Below are 16,642 nucleotides of genomic sequence, written 5' to 3'. Positions count from 1 at the left end.
GGATCTATGAGTAATTTTGATGAAAAGTATTTGAATGAAGAAAATGAAGTCTTGGATGATATCATTAATCGTAATACCTTGCTTTTGCATAACGATGATCATCATACATTTGATTTTGTTATAGGAGCATTGATAGATGTTTGCAAGCATGATCCCGAGCAAGCTGAGCAATGTGCATACATCACACATTACAAAGGAAAATGTGATGTAAAAAAAGGAAAAATGAGTGTTATCAGGCCAATGAGAGATGGATTAACAAAGAAGGGCTTAAAGGTAACGATTGTATAATTTTAGATATCAAAATTAAATGACAGCTTTAATTATTATTTTACTGATTCTTTTAGGAGTTCTTCTATTGTTATTGGAATTTTTTGTTATTCCAGGAGTTACTTTTGCTGCTCTTGGGGGTATTGTTTTATTGGTTGGAGGAATATATTTATCCTATCATCAATATGGTGCAACTATTGGACATATTACCGTTTTTGGGACTGTTGTTCTTAATATTTTATCAATTGTAGTTGTTTTAAAAACAAATACCTGGAACAAAATAAAATTGAATGCTGAAATTGATTCAAAAGTAGATAAATTAGATGACATAGATGTTAATATTGGTGATAGAGGAATATGTGTATCTAGACTTGCTCCAATGGGGAAAATAAAAGTGAATAAGAGGATAATGGAAGCAAAATCTTTAGGAACATATATTGATGAGAGATCAGAAGTTGAAGTTATTGATATAGTGGATAAAGTGGTTATTGTAAAACTTAAATAAAAATTTGAATATGGTGGAAATAGGATTAGGAATATCTGTTCTCTTGTTAATTGGTGTTGTCGTCCTAATGGCGATATTTTTGTATTTTGTACCATTAGGATTATGGTTTTCAGCTCAACTTTCTAAAGTGCGTATTAGTTTGCTACAATTAATTCTTATGCGTTGGCGTAAAGTACCACCTAAAGTGATTGTAAGTGCACTGATTGAGGGAACCAAGGCTGGGTTAAAGTTAAATAGAGATGAATTGGAAGCTCACTACTTGGCAGGAGGTCATGTTTCTCAGGTTACACATGCATTGGTATCTGCCTCAAAGGCAAATATCGAATTAGGATTTAAAATGGCAACAGCAATCGATTTGGCTGGTCGTGATGTGTACGAAGCAGTTCAAATGAGTGTAATTCCGAAGGTAATTAATACGCCTCCGGTTACTGCAGTTTCTAAAGATGGTATTCAGTTGATTGCAAAAGCGAGAGTTACCGTTCGAGCTAATATTCGCCAATTGGTTGGTGGTGCTGGTGAAGAAACGGTTCTTGCTCGTGTGGGTGAGGGGATTGTTTCCTCAATAGGTTCTTCAGAAACTCATAAGTCGGTACTTGAAAATCCTGACAATATTTCAAGAGTTGTATTGGAGAAAGGTCTTGATGCAGGAACTGCATTCGAAATCTTATCGATTGATATTGCAGATATTGATATAGGTAAAAACATTGGTGCTGTTCTTCAAACCGATCAGGCAGATGCAGATTTAAAAATTGCGCAGGCAAAAGCGGAGGAACGTAGAGCAATGGCTGTAGCATCTGAACAAGAGAATAAAGCATTGGCTCAGGAGATGCGTGCAAAAGTTATTGAGGCAGAAGCTGAGGTTCCAAGAGCAATGGCAGATGCTTTCAGAAATGGTCAATTGGGAATTATGGATTATTACCGCATGAAAAATATTGAGGCCGATACAAGCATGAGAGAAAATATTGCAAATCCTAAAGACAAAGGGAAAAAGAAATAGAAAAATATAAGATTTTTGATGCTAAGCCGAAAAGGATTTGTCTCCTTTTCGGCTTTTTTTCAAATTTATTTCAAAAAAAATAAGAGTCAATCTCATTGATTTATAATTTACTATAATCAAAGCATTGAAAATTTTTATGCATTGTGAAAAAAAATATTTTGCACATCTGAAATTTTTACATACTTTTGCTACCGCAAACAAAAGGAGAGGTGGGTGAGTGGCTGAAACCACCAGTTTGCTAAACTGGCGTACTGAGCAATCGGTACCGGGGGTTCGAATCCCCCTCTCTCCGCAGATTTTCGGGGTGTAGCGTAGCCCGGTTATCGCGCCTGCTTTGGGAGCAGGAGGTCGCAGGTTCGAATCCTGCCACCCCGACCGAAAATTTTAGAGGAGTTTAAAAGCTTCTCTTTTTTATCGAATAGAGTACCGAATTATTCGGGGTGTAGCGTAGCCCGGTTATCGCGCCTGCTTTGGGAGCAGGAGGTCGCAGGTTCGAATCCTGCCACCCCGACATGATAAGACGACTTGGGTTTTTCCCATCTCGTCTTTTTTGTTTTTATCCCCACCAGTCAAATTTTGGATCAAGCGGAAAACTTGGGATCAAGCGGAAAACTTGTGGGGCGTGTATATTTCATGCATAAATTTTGGAAAGTCTGAATAGGAATAATTCAACTTCTCTCACACCTCTAAAAGCAGTTCTGAAGGCCTTAATTTTAGCATTAAAAGATTCAGCAGAAGCATTTTCTTCTGAATATAAAGAAGTTAGCAATGGAGTCATTTGGGATTAACCTGTGATCCCGTTTTAGGTTTGGTTCAAATTCCATGTATTGAGCGTAATGTATTTGCTGCGGCTCGTGCTTTAAATCACAATACGTATGCTTTATTATCAGATTGTAGACGCCGAATAAGTTTTGACCAGGTAACTGAGACTATGATGAAAACAGGTTTAGATTTATCATTGTCATATAAAGAAACCTCGCTTGGTGGCTTGGCAAGTTTAAAAGGATTTACATACAGATAAGTAATACGACTCAATTGAATTAGCTTTCTTGTGATCCAATCTGGTCATTTAAACAAATATTTATCTAAGAGATTTTGCACGTTTTTTAAGCTAAGTGGTTTTGATAGAAATTCGTTACATCCTGCAACTCGAGCTTTTATTTTATCTTCGTTGGTTGAATAAGCTGTTTGCGCAACGATATTTTGATTGGGTTTTATCTTTTTGATCTTAGCGGTGGCTTCATAGCCATTCATTTCAGGCATTTTAATATCCATAAAAACAATGTCAAAATCTTTTTCTTTACACATTTCTAAGGCTTCTGTACCGTTTTTGGCATGTTCAAGTTTGCAATGTGGAGCAATTTTTTCCATCAAAGATTTAAAATAAAAATAATTTATCTCTTCATCTTCAGCGATTAATATATTGTACTGTTTCTTATCTTTTTCTTCTTCAGTACTTCTAATATGTGTTGATATTAAGCAGTTTGGCAGGGAGATTATAAACATACTCCCTTTGCCAAGTTCCGAAATAAGCCTAATGTTTCCCTTAAGGAGTTTTACATTTTCTTTAACAATTGATAAGCCGAGTCCCAAACCTCCAAGTTTTTTACTGATGTCTCCTTCGGCTTGCGAGAAACGTTCAAAAATATGAGTATGTCTTTCAGGTTCTATTCCGATACCAGTATCTTTTACATATAATTCCAAGTTTGACTTATTCGAGTAGTATCCTATCTCAATAGAGCCCGAATTGGTAAATTTCAAAGCATTTTCAATCAAATTTATTAGGATTTTCTTCAATTTTAATTCGTCAGATCGAATCTCACAGCAATCGTCGTTTAAATCTTTGTGAAGATAAAGTGCTAGTTTTTGTTTTTTGGACTGGGGTTGAAAAATGGTGAAAAGTTCGGTAAGTAAGTTGTTTAGATTAAAATCATCTTCAATTAACTGTACATGCTTTGTTTCTAATGCCGAAATTTCAAGAATATCATCAATAATTCTTAAAAGTTGAAAACCACTATTTTTAATTATGCCGATATATTGATTTCGTTTTTCAGATGAAATACTTTCAAGTTCTAGAAATTCAGTAAAACCAAGAATGGCATTCATAGGAGTTCTAATTTCATGCGATAGATTTTGCAAGAACTCCGATTTTAAACGATCGCTGCGTTCTGCAATGGCTATTGCTTCTATTAACTCTTCATTTTGGGTTTTATATTCTTCAGCTAAAGCTTCGTATTCGTTGCTGCTTTTTATAAGATTTTCTTCTGCTATTTTTCGTTCTGTAATGTCCTGTACATGAAGAATAGAATTAATATGTTCTCCATAAGAGTTAAAAATGGGGCTAATGGTGGTTAATCCCCATCTTACTTTACGAGTATTGTTTAAGTAGCGCTTTTCTATTGTAAAAGGATGTTTGTCATTTAGGCTTTGGGAGTATTTTTGTTTGCTGATGTTTAAATCATCAGGATGAGTTATATTGAGAAAAGTTTTGTTTTTTAACTCATTAATATCAAGTCCTATCATCCTTGAAAAAGCAATATTCACTGATAAAAACTTTTTGTCACTTCCAACGATTGCCATTCCTACATCAGAAGATTCAAAAGAGGTTCTAAATTTCTTTTCACTTTCGGCAAGAGCTATATCGGCTTTCTTTCTATCGGTGATGTCAATTGTTGCTAGTATTGCTTTTGCGCGATCTTTCGAATTGTAATCAACTAAGAGTTTAAGATGTATATGCTTGGCCACTCCATTTATGGTTTTAATTTCGCCCTCAGTTTCAAATTCTTTTCTGCCATTGGCAAGAGAAACAACTTCATCTTTAAATACTTCGTAAGATTTTTGGGTGAATACTTTATCTAAGTTACCAAGAAGTTCTTCTTTTGAATCGGCATTATGAAGCTTAAGTGTTGCTATGTTAACATCAGTTATTTTTACTTTTTGTGAGCAAAGTGCTAATGCTTGTGGATGATCTGTAAAATATTTCTCAAAGTTATCTACACCTTCTGATTTTAGATGATTTAAATATTGGTAAAGTTCCGAAAACTCCTCTTCCCATAATGGCACCGGTGAATAATTGAAGAGTGTTTGATATCTAAGATCGTTAAGGTGTTGGGCTTCTTCTGTTCGCTTTAAGGGGGTAATGTCTTTTAATATTCCTATTGTGTTGAGTGGCTCACCTTTTTCATTGTACAAAATTTGGCAACTTATTTTAATCCAGGTTTCGCTTTCAGAATTTTTAGCTAATCTAAAAGTGGATTCATAATTTGTGGATTGATTGCAAAAACACATGGATAGTTTGTCAATAAAGTAAGGTGTATCTTCCGGATGAATGCATTGTAAGAAACTTTCACGGCTATATCCTAATTGATTTTCTTTCAAATTGAATACTTTTTCAGCATCATCTGACCATACAATTTGATTATCATTAAAATTCCAATCGAAAGCAACAATTTTTTCATTAGAAAGAATGTTATGATATCTTCCAAAAAAATCATTATCTCGATTAATAGAATTGATTTGATTTTTCAAGCGCGCAATTTCAGTTAGTAATTCGGTGATGCTTTTTTGATGTTCTTGATTCATATGGAAGTGCTTGATTAAAAGACTTTATTATTAAAAATAATAAATTTTAAACAAGTCTACAAAAAATGTGTACAATACCTTTTTATACAAAACAGGAGTTGAAGAGCTTTATTTAGTAGGAACTCCAAACTTTCAGTTGGCTACAAGGATAGAAACAGCATTTTGAATAAATATAAAGGAGAGTAAATTTAATCATTGTTGTCCGGTAAACCAGAATATTATTAATTATTCATATTCAAGATGCTGATATTCAATGTCAGCATTTTTGTTTTTCAAAAGTAAGCCCCCTAAATATCGGGAAATAGCGAGTTTTGGTATTTGTGCTTGTCTTCTTTTATTACTAAGATCCAACTCTTCTCCGGATTTTCGAGAAATAAGTATATGTTGATATAATTCATCAGCTGTTGCCTTATGATGGACACCAGGTTTGAAAATGCCCAGCTACGTTTAACTTTACTCTTTACTAGGGTAATCAACAGGTTAGCAAGCATTGCCGCCCATATTTGTATTACGATTGCATTTTCATTGTCCCCTAAAAAATATTTTAGAGGGAAGTTCTGCTTTAGCTGTTTAAATAGCAGTTCTATCTGCCAACGCTTTTTATAAATAAGTGCAATCTTTTCTGCTGTCAAATCGAAATTGTTGGTTATAAACTCAAACAGACGTTCGTTTTCGCTGTCCCAATAGGCAATCCCTTCTTGCCCGGTGTTCCTGTTCTTTGTTTTTTCCGTAATAAAGGATCACTTCCTCGTCTTTTAGGACACCCGAATCCGCATCGTCGGGGATATCAAATTCTTCCCTTGCTTCATATTGGGCATTATCCTTCAAACGGGTCACATACCATATCGACTTTTCGGAAAATGCTTCGTAGCGGGCGTAATCAACATATCCTTTGTCGAATGTAATGATTGAGCCCGAAGGCAGGTTCATAACTTCCTCTAGGAACATATGGTTGTGTCGTGCCGCTTCGCTATATCTTATCAGGCAGGGTACATTTTCTGTTGCTTAGATTATGGTGTGGGCTTTAATGCCACCTTTCTTCTTGCCGCTTTTGGGATTACGACCAACCCCCTTCAAGATGTCTTTGAAAAGGGATATGGTTGATGAATCCATAATATACAACCGCTTTAAATCAGTGTCGCTTAGGTGGCTGTCCGCTAAACTTGAAGCATGCTTTTTATACACTGTCATGTATATATCCTCGAATACACTGCTGTTGCGCCTTTTGTTTGCTTCTGAAAAGGTACTGCGCTTCACAAGGTAACTTAATCCTAGGTGAGACAGTTTATGTGCATTGGCGAGTAAACCTAGTATTACTTCTCGTATTGAATGATAACCTTCAAATACGACAAAAAGCATAACAACCAAATGATTATAGGTTGTGAACTTCTTCACGTAGCGTTCGCTACCATGTTTCTTCGCTATTTTTCTAATCTCACTCTTGTCAATGAACGTTAACAGCTGATTAAATATAGGCTGTCCGCTAAAATTTGTACTTTTACCCATGTCTTACTTTTTTGTGTGGTAACTCAAAAGTAAACAAACCGGGTAGTTCGTGAAAATGTTCGACCCGGTTACTTTTTACCGGACACTAGTGAACAAGAAACAAGAATTTAAAAAAAAGATGTTTACATTTCTCAAGAGTTAACTGTTATTGCTGGTTGATGGCGTGAATGGTCCCATCGTAGGAAATAAAACTTTTCTTTGTAGAGCTTATTTTTAAATAAGCAAATTCCTGATTGGATACATCAAATGTAAAGAAGTAATTCTCATCTTCGTTTTGGGTGGTGAAACTGATCTGATAACCTAGTTTTTTCTGTGTTTTAGTTTTAATTTATCGATTGATTCACTACGCTTAAATCCTCCTTCATCATTTATTCGAGCCATATATACCCTAACCCAATAAGGAAGGTATACATGAACGGAATCCGGGCTAAGGCTAAGATCATAATTATAGTTTAAATTTTTATAATAGCCTGTAGATGTTGTTAGCGTATCTGCTTTAAAAGTAAATTGTCTGTTTTCAACCAGTTGTTGAACTTCCTGCATTTTTAGTTCCTTTTTTCGCTTACGTGCTTCTTTGGCCGAGAGCTGTGCAAATCCAAATTAATTTGAATGAAAAAGGCATTGGTGGGCGATTAAAACCCACTGATTATTAATTGTTTATTATTTAGTTCTTTGACATTTTTGCAATCGTATTTGGTAAGCACCTCTCTTACAGGAGTTTTGTCGAGTAGAGATATGCTAAGGATTTGTAGTATTTCGTAGATTGAGCGATCAACTTTCAATCTGTTACCAATTATGGCAACAAGACAGTAGGCGATGATCGCACAATACATTTGGATTTTTACAGCATTAATAGTTGTTCCCCAAAAGGGTTTTATCTTAAGGTGTTGTTTCATCCACTTGAAAAACAGCTCTACCCCCCAGCGTTTTTTATACAGATAAGCGACTTCAGTAGGTTCAAGTTCCATGTTGTTGGTAAGGAAAATTAGCTCCTTATCCGTTTCACAATCATAGTACTTGATTCGCCGAAGCTTTTCTGGGTAGTCCCTGCTTGGGTAGTAGGATTTCAGCTTACCGATTTGATCGTATTTTACTCCGGTTGATTTGTCAACCGAACTGGAATACATTCTTTTAAATCGCATATTATTTTTCGCTCGTGTGCCTGTTGCACAACTCTTGATAACTTGTTAATAAAACTAACAATAATAACTTTACTTAGCAATGATAATAGCTTAACTTGTAAATAAAAATGCAAGGAAAGAAACTTTACCAAGAGAAGTTATTTTCCAGCTTTCAACTCTCCGGAAGAGTTCCTGAAAATAATTTCTATCGAAGATTAAGATCAGTTTTAGATTTATCCTTTTTATACAAAAAGACTCAAGCTTACTACGGGAAATGTGGACAGAAGAGCATTGATCCTGTTGTTTTTTATAAACTCTGTTAGTTGGGTATTTAGAAAATATCATAAGTGACAGACAGTTAATTGAACACTGCTCCATGCGATTGGATATCCTATTTTTCTTAGGATTTGATATCGATGAGCAATTGCCATGGCACAGTACTTTAAGCAGAACAAGACAACTGTTTCCCGAAAAGATATTTGAAGAGGTTTTTACTCATATTTTAAGCATGTGTGTAGACAAGGGAATGGTTGCAGGTCATACTCAGGCCATGGATTCAGCACCAATAAAAGCCAATGCCAGCATGGATAGTTTGGAACTGAAAGTTCCTGAAGAACAGCTGGAGGCTTATCTTCAAAAAGCTCGCTACCAGAGTAGAGAAGATAGAAAGCCTAAAAAGAATAAGGCTTCTCGCAATCAGCAAATCATTACAGCCGATAAAAGAGAATTGCAGGAAATAAAATCCCGCAATCGTAATTGGCAAAAGAATCAGGATCAACGTCCGGGAGCTGCCAACAAAGGAGCCAAGTATACCAGTAATAAAACCCATTACAGTCCAACCGATCCCGATGCAAGAATCAGCGTAAAACCTGGCAAAGCCAGAAAGCTGAATTATCTAAATAATATCAGTGTTGATACTGCCAATCATGTGATCACCGATGTAAAAGCCTACCATGCTGATAAAAAAGACAATCAATACTTGCAGGATGCCACAAAGCGTTTAAAGCGAAGACTTAAAAATCAAGGCTTGTTGTGGACAACCCTTCTTGCCGATGCCGGTTACAGTAGCGGAGAAAACTATGCTTTTCTGGAAAAGGAAAACATTATCAGCTACATACCTCCACACGGAACTTACAAGGGAGGACCCGAAGGATTTACTTTCTGTAAAGAGGAAAACTACTGGATTTGTCCCATGGGAAAGAAAGTTACTTTTCGAAAAACAAAAATGGTAACCAACTCTCTTCAGAATCATTATCTGACCAAACGAAGCGATTGCAAAAACTGTCCTATCAAGAAGAAATGCCTGGGCAAAAGTCATGAAAAACGTATCGCAATAACTGTTTACGTTGAGCAGTATAAACGCAACAACAAAAGGGTGAAGAGCAAGTTCGGCAGATACATGAAAGGCAAACGGCAATCTACAGTCGAGCCTGTTTTCGGAACCTTAACACAATTTATGGGACTTCGAAAAATCAACACTATAGGAATTGCCCAGGCCAATAAGGTAATGCACATGTCTGCAACAGCCTATAACCTTAAAAAACTAATGAAATTTATGAATAAAACAGCTGAAACAATGACAAATCAGGCCATTGTTCTGTTTCATTCCCTGAAGAAGTGTATTGGCTTAATTAGAGTTAATTTAAGCACTTAATAATTTAAAGCACAAGCTAAAAACACAGAAAAAACAAAGCCTTAAAAGCTTGCAAATCCGCATACTTTTATGGCTTTTATCTTATTTTTTAGAAATATTACTTGGTTGTGCAACGGTTACTCGTGTTACGAAAAAAGCTCACTGTTTATGAAGATTGTACAGTCTCCCAAAATCAATGTAAGCTTTATCAATCAAATAAAAGCTTCCAGGCTCATATGAGATCAGATCAAGAGCATTGACATCGTGCATTTTGGCATTTGAGATATACAGGAACGTAGGTATTGATGTTTTAACATCATACAGAGTGTGCAGCTTAATGCCACCTTTTGTTTTCCTAAACTCAGCCCACCAAAATACACTGAGGCAGAGATCTATTGTTGATGAATCAAATGCATAAACATTACCTTCAACATTGATCTCAAAGTCCGATCTATAGCAGCTTTTGCGTGCTTCTTCTATGAGAACATATGCAAATTCTTCAAAGATTTTATAGCTACGTTTTTCATTGGCATTACCAAAGTTCCTTCGCGATACAGTTGAACCAAAGCCAAGATGATAGTACTTGGATTTATGAGCCTCAAGACTGAGAAGCAAATCTCTCATACTGTCTCTTGAAGTAAGCTGTTCAAATACCATACATAGCATTTGATTCCAACAGCTAAAGGTTCTTACATGCTTATTTCCCTTGTGTTTTTCAACGATTCTGTCAAAAATACGTGTAGGTAAAAAATCTGTAAGTTGAGCGAAGATATATTTTGCCTTGGTTCATGGATAATTGCTTGTTTATATGCAAAATATCCATAATTCAATTCAAATCGTCACGCTATCAGAAATCGCTACAAGTACGACTAACAAAGAATTTCAAAGAACGTTTTTTAATTTAAATCGCCCACTAGTGAATGATTTTATAAACGCAAAAATTGTGCCTTCTATTAAACTCACATTATTTGGATATTTAGTATGTATTAATGATTTGAATAAACATTAAGAAATTCACCTCAGGAAAAAATAGTTAGGCTATTGAAAGCTCTATATTTGTTGAGGAGTTTTACTATAGGGGGGTAATTTTTGCTACATACAGGTAAATCTGATTGCAGTCGATCATCTACTTTGGCTATTTGAGAATATGACAGGGTTCCAACTAGAGAATCAGCCTTCACAACTGGAGGGTTTTCTATCTAATGAAAGGCTTGTGACCTAACTGGAGTATTTATTCGAACAGATAAACTGGAATACGGACGTTATTTTACACAAAAGAGAATCAAATAGAAGGCAAAAAATGGGCGGTGACTAGCCGCCCAAAAACTACTACTTAAATTTACTTATGAAAAAGAACTTTCAATCACCCTATGTATTAAAAGTATCCATTCAGCGGTAAAGATACTATATGTTTTAAAATCTAAGACTTCTACACCCCCAATTTTTATGAATCACCCATTTTTATCAATGAAGAGCCCTTAAATGATGAATAATTTTTTCCGAACTCTAACAAAAATATTAAAATTGCATACTTGATACGTATGGGATAAAGCATGGGTGATTCCAAAGTATTTGGTTAAGCCGAAAATTTCTGTGCTTTTTTTCTTAATTTAGGGGATATTAAAAAAAGAGAATTGTATGTATTACAATTCGCAAAAATTGATAGTGATAAGAACATATGGATAAGGAATTTGTGCGTATTATTGAAAAGGTACGAGCCTTTTTGCTAAAAAATGGATTGAAAGATTTCTCTTTTGAAAAGATTATAGATTTTGGTGTGTCGGAGAGGGATATATCAAGTTTTGTTAATTCAAAGGAGGAATTGGTTGAAAAAATCCTTGAGTATGAAAGAAAAAGTTTCGAGGCTATTTTTCTGGAGTACAATTTTGATGGACAAAATGCCATTGACATTTTATTTATAGTGAGTCAGGAGATAAATGATAAGTTTGAGCATGTAACTCCTTCGATAACCATGGAGCTCGAAAATTATTTTCCTGAGATCTACGCGAAGCATATGGAAGTTAGAATGGGGTTTATTTTCGATAAAATTCAGATCAACATTCAAAAGGGAATTGCACAGGGAATGTATCGTAACGATTTAAGTGGCGAAATGGTGGGAAGAATGTACCTCTCTCGTCTTGAAGATATGCACAATCCGGAATTGTATCCTCCGGAACGGTTTAAATTTGGAACCATCTACGATACCATGATTGACAAATTTGTAAAAAGCATTGCAACAGAAGACGGATTAATATATTATCGCCAAAGGAAACAGCTTTTAGGTGTTTTGAGCTTCGGACGATAAATTGCATTCAATGAAATTATCACTCGCTCCTGTACAGGGATATACCGATTGGGTATTCAGACTGGCTTTTCAAAAGCATATTGGGAGTATAGATCAGTTCTATACTCCTTTTCTTGTTTTGCAGAACGATGGAATTGTTAAAACTGCTCATAAACGTGAAGTGGAGCCTTTTAATGAAAGAAATAAAGGTTTAATTCCCCAATTTTTGTGCGGAACAGCTAAAGAGTTCAGTTATTTTGAAGATTATTTCTCAAATCTGGGCTTCTCGGAAATGAATTGGAATATGGGATGTCCGTATCCAATGGTAACAAAAAAGAGCAAGGGGTCAGGAATATTACTTTATCCCGATAATGTGGAAGAAATCCTAAAAACCACTTTCCGAAAAAAAATCAAATTATCGGTAAAATTACGATTGGGATTACAGGATGATAAGGAGATTGATCTAATACTCCCTATTTTAAAACAGAATGGGCTTGCAGAAGTGATTGTTCATCCACGCATAGGAAAACAGTTATATAAAGGAAAGGCAAATCTCAATCGATTTGTGGATTTATTTGCGAGATATGGTAATTATTTGGCATACAATGGAGATATAAATACTTTGGTTGATTTTAAAATAGTAAGGGATTCTTTGCCAGATTTACAGCATGTAATGATCGGACGCGGAGTTTTGCAAGACTATTGGTTGCCTGCAAAGATCAAAGGATTTGAGATTCCTGCATGCGATGAAATGAAGTGCAAACTAAAAGCTGTTCATGATGAAATTTTTCAATTGTATGCATCATACCTCCAAGGGGAAAGCCAGATTATGCAAAAAATGAAACCGTTTTGGGAATATTTTGCCAAGCATTTTGAGAATGAGAAAAAAGTATATAAACTCATTAAAAAATCGGTTGGAATTAAAAAGTATAAACAAGCTGTTGATTTTGCTTTTATTCAAAATCTGAAAAATGAGTGAATCATGAATTACCATATAGAATGTAATGAGAAGTTTCTTCATGTTAGGTTCGAGAGGTCTGTAAGAATGCTCAGTTCGTCGATTTTAAATGGTGGATTCCAAATGGCGAATCACTTTTTAAATACCAATGTTGATGCAAATTTTAATGATAAGCGTACAGAGTTCGAAAAACCGGAACTGACTTTGGGAAAAATGGCAAAAGCAAATGAATGGAGTGGAGTTTGTGTGGGAATGATGACTGCGGCATTTATGAAATCTTTTTGTTGTGTTCGGGTAGAGGAGCAAGGCATTTGGATAGATGCACTGGTGACTGCAGGGGTGTCGAATGCTCGTAGGGCAGGAGATATTGCAGACTACAAGTTTATGAATGAGGAATGCAGAAAGCTTGGAACCATTAATATCTTAATTCTTACCAATGCATGTTTATCCGAAGCGGCTATGGTTGAATGTGTAATGATGGTTGCAGAAGCGAAGGCTGCTTGTATGCAGGATATGAAAGTTATGAGCAGAGTTTCGGGACAGCTTGCAACCGGAACCGGAACCGATTCCACCGCAATTGCTTGTGGAAATGGCCCTGATGTGGTTTACTGTGGCAAACATGTTCTTTTTGGCGAACTTCTGGCCAAAGCAGTGATTGCAGGAATAAGTCAGTCTTTGCAGGATGACAAATAAGCTTCAATAAATTCAACTCTTTTCTTTATTGATGCTTTTGGTAGCTCAATGATCTGGAAGCCCAGTTCTTTGTATGTATTTTTCAAATATTGATAGATTTCCATTGAATCCTTAAATGATTCCGGGCGTTCTGCATCGTTAATAAAAATTTGCTGCCATGGTGGTGTAATGAAAACACTGGGGTGATATTGGTTGCAATTTTCAAAATATTTTGAAGGAACCTGAAGGCCTCCGCGTCGAACATATGCGATGATATCCGGAATTCCTCTGTCGTAAAAGCAGTAGCTTCTCGAATTGTAATCATCCAGCTGTTTCAGCATCCTTTCGTAGCAGATCTCAGCAAAATCAGCAAGGTTTTTCCATGGAAGTTTATCCCCATTTATTTCTTGCTGCTCACGGATTATTATGCGAGATATTTCTTCAAATCCCTTGTACCCTTGATTTTTTAGAGCATTTAAAAGACTTGATTTTCCGGATCCAGGACCGCCTGTAATAATAAACCTGTTTATTATTGTCATTTTATTCTTGTGATAAATGCTTGTAAAATAATTTCATGTCAACGCTTTTGCGGATTACATCAGCCAATTTGTCGTACTGTTCTTCTTTGAAAGTCTTGTAATTGAATTCATTCTCGGATATCGCTTCGAAACCTGACAATAAATCCTTGATTACAACAGAATTGTCAAGGATTCCATGAATGTAAGAACCCCAGCAGTTTTCATCCAGGGTGTATCCTTCTTGCTTGCCGTTTGACAAATTATTTAAGTAGTTTTCATCTTCCAATGCAGAGCTTTTCCCCATGTGAATCTCATAGCCTACACAGGTGTCATTATAATTTTTAAAAAAAAACTCGCATTGTTCAGTTAACTTTTCTTCTGTAATTACCGTTTTGATAGGTAATAATCCTAAACCATTAATTTTCTTGATGTTACCTTCTACTCCTTTTGGATCAGCGATTACACTTCCCATCATTTGATATCCACCACAAATACCTATCACTTTTTTCCCATTCTTATATGCATTTATAATGGCTTTGGCTATACCCTTGTTCTTCAGTTCTTGTAGGTCAGATATGGTATTTTTGCTTCCCGGGATAATTACAATGTCAGCATTTTCAATTTCCTTAAAGTTATTGGTATAGTACAAATGCACACGTGGGTCTTGTTCCAGCACATTAAAATCGGTAAAGTTTGCCATGCGTGGTAGCAGTATTACTGCACAGTTTACTTTCCCTGTTTGGGCATTACTAAATTTTTTCTCCAAACTTACCGAATCTTCTTCCTCTATGTGAATGTCTCTGAAATAAGGAAGTACACCAATAACAGGTTTGCCGGTTAAGTCTTCAAGAATGTTTTTTCCTTCTTTAAACAAATGGATGTCTCCACGGAATTTGTTGATTAGGATTCCTTTGATTTGATTTCTTTCTTCTTCGTCAAGAAGGGCAATGTTTCCATAAACGCTTGCAAATACACCACCTTTGTCAATATCAGCAATTAAATAGGTAACTGCATCGGTTTCAACAGCCATTTTCATATTGGTAATATCCCTTGACTTTAAATTGAGTTCAGATATGCTTCCAGCCCCCTCTAAAACAATAGGATTGTATTGCTGTTCTAATCGATAAAATGCAGCTTTGGCTTCTTCGAATAAGGCTGATTTGTTATTACTCATAAAGTAATCATAGGCGGTTTGTGTTCCCACAGGTTTCCCATTTAAGACAACTTGCGAGCTTTTATCATTGGTCGGTTTTAAAAGGATTGGATTCATGTCGGTATGACAACTGATACCGCATGCTTCGGCTTGAACAGCTTGAGCACGACCGATTTCAAACCCTTCTGGTGTTGCAAAAGAATTCAAAGACATATTTTGTGCCTTAAAGGGAGCAGGATTATATCCATCTTGCAATAAAATACGACAGAATCCCGTGTTTACGATGCTTTTCCCCACATCAGACCCTGTTCCTACAAGCATTAAAGGTTTTAGTTTATTCATCTTAAACTCTTTATTTTACCTCAAACTCAGTTTATATAAGGTGTTCATACCAGTATTACACCACAAAATTAATTTTTTATTACAGAGATATCCTAATTGAATCACATTCAAATTAGTTTTAAGGGTTAATCGTATGGTAGTCACACTATCTATAGAAAAAGAATGGATTTGTTCTTAATTTGCAACTAAAGGCAGATAGATTTCATGCAGCTTATAAATTATTATTAATTTTGCCTTTATTGTAATGATTTGTAATAAGGTTTTGAAGGAATGAAAGTGATAAGCCTTTTATGATTTACCCTAACTGTTAGAATATGAAGATTCAAATTGATGAAGTAGATCAGAAGATATTATCTTATTTGATCAAAAATGCTCGTATACCATTTCTTGAAATTGCAAGAGAGTGCGGGATTTCAGGAGCTGCCATTCATCAGCGAGTAAAAAAACTTGAGGATGCCGGAATTATTGATGGGTCTAGATTTATTGTAAAACCTCGTGCCTTGGGATACGAAGTTTGTGCATTTGTCGGGATTATTCTGGATCATGCACATCAGTATAAAACGGTTGTTGACAGTATCGAAGCTATTCCTGAAATTGTGGAGTGTCATTTTACAACTGGAAATTATACATTTTTGGTGAAAATGCTGTGCAGAGATAACCAACATCTTATGGATGTTTTAATTAATACACTTCAGAATATTGATGGAGTATCAAAAACTGAAACATTTATATCATTGGATCAAACAGTTGATAGAGAAATAAAATTATAAGAATATTTTGTGTTACTTTAAAGGCTTCTTAAACGGGAGCCTTTTTTCATGAACCAATACCATTTCTGAACCAAAAATTTCTTCCATATCCGGCATGCTATGCCAAATTTAGATTAGTAATTGGCGGAGAGCATCTATATATTCCAGTTTTACTCTGAAACGGGCATGATTCAGTTTGCAAAATTCTTTCACTCCTTGATCTTTTTGTGATTAAGCTCGCAATTGCCCTATATCAGCTCCCCTTTGTTTGAGATTTTAGAGGACTTTATAAATAATACCTGTTTTCTTATGATACTGGACTAATTTTAGGATAATGCGTTTATAAATTGATAAA

Annotated in this window: 18 protein-coding genes, 3 tRNA genes and 1 pseudogene; 13 read left to right on the top strand and 9 right to left on the bottom strand. The window is 35.5% G+C overall.

Going from position 1 to position 16,642, the window contains the following annotated elements; genetic code table 11:
• The first annotated feature begins 6 nt into the window (after window positions 1–6).
• From ACO05S_RS05445 to ACO05S_RS05415, 7 genes are all read left to right on the top strand, one after another.
• The gene (locus tag ACO05S_RS05445) at window positions 7–288 is read left to right on the top strand and encodes an ATP-dependent Clp protease adaptor ClpS (protein WP_421920514.1); all 282 of its coding nucleotides are present in this window, start codon (window positions 7–9) and stop codon (window positions 286–288) included.
• A 19-nt stretch (window positions 289–307) separates the two neighbouring features.
• The gene (locus tag ACO05S_RS05440) at window positions 308–772 is read left to right on the top strand and encodes a hypothetical protein (RefSeq protein ID WP_421920513.1); all 465 of its coding nucleotides are present in this window, start codon (window positions 308–310) and stop codon (window positions 770–772) included.
• Window positions 773–782: 10 nt separating this feature from the next.
• Window positions 783–1,769, top strand: a complete 987-nt coding sequence (gene floA, locus ACO05S_RS05435; RefSeq protein WP_421920512.1) for a flotillin-like protein FloA — start codon at window positions 783–785, stop codon at window positions 1,767–1,769.
• Window positions 1,770–1,972: 203 nt separating this feature from the next.
• A tRNA-Ser gene (locus ACO05S_RS05430) sits at window positions 1,973–2,061 on the top strand.
• Between the two features lie 8 nt (window positions 2,062–2,069).
• Window positions 2,070–2,144 (top strand) — tRNA-Pro (locus ACO05S_RS05425).
• 61 nt (window positions 2,145–2,205) lie between these two features.
• Window positions 2,206–2,280 (top strand) — tRNA-Pro (locus ACO05S_RS05420).
• A gap of 267 nt (window positions 2,281–2,547) precedes the next feature.
• On the top strand, window positions 2,548–2,790 hold the full coding sequence (locus ACO05S_RS05415; protein ID WP_421920511.1) for an L-serine ammonia-lyase, iron-sulfur-dependent, subunit beta: 243 nt from the start codon (window positions 2,548–2,550) through the stop codon (window positions 2,788–2,790).
• 44 nt (window positions 2,791–2,834) lie between these two features.
• Here ACO05S_RS05415 and ACO05S_RS05410 read toward each other — a convergent pair whose 3' ends face one another.
• The 6 genes and pseudogenes from ACO05S_RS05410 to ACO05S_RS05385 all read right to left on the bottom strand — a co-directional run bounded on the left by ACO05S_RS05410 (window position 2,835) and on the right by ACO05S_RS05385 (window position 7,999).
• Window positions 2,835–5,351, bottom strand: coding sequence for a PAS domain S-box protein (locus tag ACO05S_RS05410; protein WP_421920510.1), 2,517 nt, complete (start codon window positions 5,349–5,351; stop codon window positions 2,835–2,837).
• 287 nt (window positions 5,352–5,638) lie between these two features.
• On the bottom strand, window positions 5,639–6,013 hold the full coding sequence (locus ACO05S_RS05405) for a transposase (RefSeq protein ID WP_421921278.1): 375 nt from the start codon (window positions 6,011–6,013) through the stop codon (window positions 5,639–5,641).
• Window positions 6,006–6,299 carry a hypothetical protein gene (locus ACO05S_RS05400; RefSeq protein WP_421920509.1) on the bottom strand — a complete coding sequence of 98 codons (294 nt, stop codon included), beginning with the start codon at window positions 6,297–6,299 and terminating at the stop codon, window positions 6,006–6,008. Before ACO05S_RS05400 ends, ACO05S_RS05405 begins: the two co-directional genes overlap by 8 nt.
• A gap of 57 nt (window positions 6,300–6,356) precedes the next feature.
• On the bottom strand, window positions 6,357–6,857 hold the full coding sequence (locus ACO05S_RS05395) for a DUF4372 domain-containing protein (RefSeq protein WP_421920508.1): 501 nt from the start codon (window positions 6,855–6,857) through the stop codon (window positions 6,357–6,359).
• 145 nt (window positions 6,858–7,002) lie between these two features.
• Window positions 7,003–7,400, bottom strand: a pseudogene (locus tag ACO05S_RS05390) (DUF4251 domain-containing protein).
• Window positions 7,401–7,489: 89 nt separating this feature from the next.
• Window positions 7,490–7,999: a transposase gene (locus tag ACO05S_RS05385; protein ID WP_421920507.1), complete on the bottom strand. Its 510-nt coding sequence runs from the start codon at window positions 7,997–7,999 to the stop codon at window positions 7,490–7,492.
• Window positions 8,000–8,106: 107 nt separating this feature from the next.
• On the opposite strand from ACO05S_RS05385, the gene ACO05S_RS05380 reads away from it, so the two are divergent.
• Together ACO05S_RS05380 and ACO05S_RS05375 are read left to right on the top strand one after the other, a co-directional pair.
• On the top strand, window positions 8,107–8,301 hold the full coding sequence (locus ACO05S_RS05380) for a hypothetical protein (protein ID WP_421920506.1): 195 nt from the start codon (window positions 8,107–8,109) through the stop codon (window positions 8,299–8,301).
• Window positions 8,302–8,354: 53 nt separating this feature from the next.
• Complete coding sequence (locus ACO05S_RS05375) at window positions 8,355–9,632, top strand: transposase (protein WP_421920505.1); 1,278 nt, start codon at window positions 8,355–8,357, stop codon at window positions 9,630–9,632.
• 138 nt (window positions 9,633–9,770) lie between these two features.
• Here ACO05S_RS05375 and ACO05S_RS05370 read toward each other — a convergent pair whose 3' ends face one another.
• Window positions 9,771–10,382: an IS4 family transposase gene (locus ACO05S_RS05370; protein WP_421921277.1), complete on the bottom strand. Its 612-nt coding sequence runs from the start codon at window positions 10,380–10,382 to the stop codon at window positions 9,771–9,773.
• Window positions 10,383–11,289: 907 nt separating this feature from the next.
• On the opposite strand from ACO05S_RS05370, the gene ACO05S_RS05365 reads away from it, so the two are divergent.
• Genes ACO05S_RS05365 through ACO05S_RS05355 form a run of 3 tightly spaced genes read left to right on the top strand, consistent with a single transcriptional unit; the run spans window position 11,290 to window position 13,546 of the window.
• Window positions 11,290–11,916, top strand: coding sequence for a hypothetical protein (locus ACO05S_RS05365; protein ID WP_421920504.1), 627 nt, complete (start codon window positions 11,290–11,292; stop codon window positions 11,914–11,916).
• Window positions 11,917–11,926: 10 nt separating this feature from the next.
• Entirely contained in the window at window positions 11,927–12,874 is a 948-nt protein-coding gene (locus tag ACO05S_RS05360) for a tRNA-dihydrouridine synthase (RefSeq protein WP_421920503.1), read from the top strand.
• A 3-nt stretch (window positions 12,875–12,877) separates the two neighbouring features.
• On the top strand, window positions 12,878–13,546 hold the full coding sequence (locus ACO05S_RS05355) for an adenosylcobinamide amidohydrolase (protein ID WP_421920502.1): 669 nt from the start codon (window positions 12,878–12,880) through the stop codon (window positions 13,544–13,546).
• Here the strand turns inward: ACO05S_RS05355 and ACO05S_RS05350 are convergent.
• Both ACO05S_RS05350 and ACO05S_RS05345 read right to left on the bottom strand, forming a co-directional pair.
• The gene (locus tag ACO05S_RS05350) at window positions 13,522–14,064 is read right to left on the bottom strand and encodes an AAA family ATPase (protein WP_421920501.1); all 543 of its coding nucleotides are present in this window, start codon (window positions 14,062–14,064) and stop codon (window positions 13,522–13,524) included. The genes ACO05S_RS05355 and ACO05S_RS05350 overlap by 25 nt on opposite strands.
• A gap of 1 nt (window position 14,065) precedes the next feature.
• Window positions 14,066–15,538 (bottom strand): cobyric acid synthase, encoded by a 1,473-nt coding sequence (locus ACO05S_RS05345; protein ID WP_421920500.1) that lies wholly within the window; start codon window positions 15,536–15,538, stop codon window positions 14,066–14,068.
• Between the two features lie 314 nt (window positions 15,539–15,852).
• On the opposite strand from ACO05S_RS05345, the gene ACO05S_RS05340 reads away from it, so the two are divergent.
• Window positions 15,853–16,308: an Lrp/AsnC ligand binding domain-containing protein gene (locus ACO05S_RS05340; RefSeq protein WP_421920499.1), complete on the top strand. Its 456-nt coding sequence runs from the start codon at window positions 15,853–15,855 to the stop codon at window positions 16,306–16,308.
• Window positions 16,309–16,642 lie beyond the last annotated feature (334 nt).

Source organism: Marinifilum sp. (assembly GCF_965230805.1).
In the GTDB taxonomy this organism is placed as follows: domain Bacteria; phylum Bacteroidota; class Bacteroidia; order Bacteroidales; family Marinifilaceae; genus Marinifilum.
This window is presented reverse-complemented; position numbering and strand designations above follow the sequence as displayed.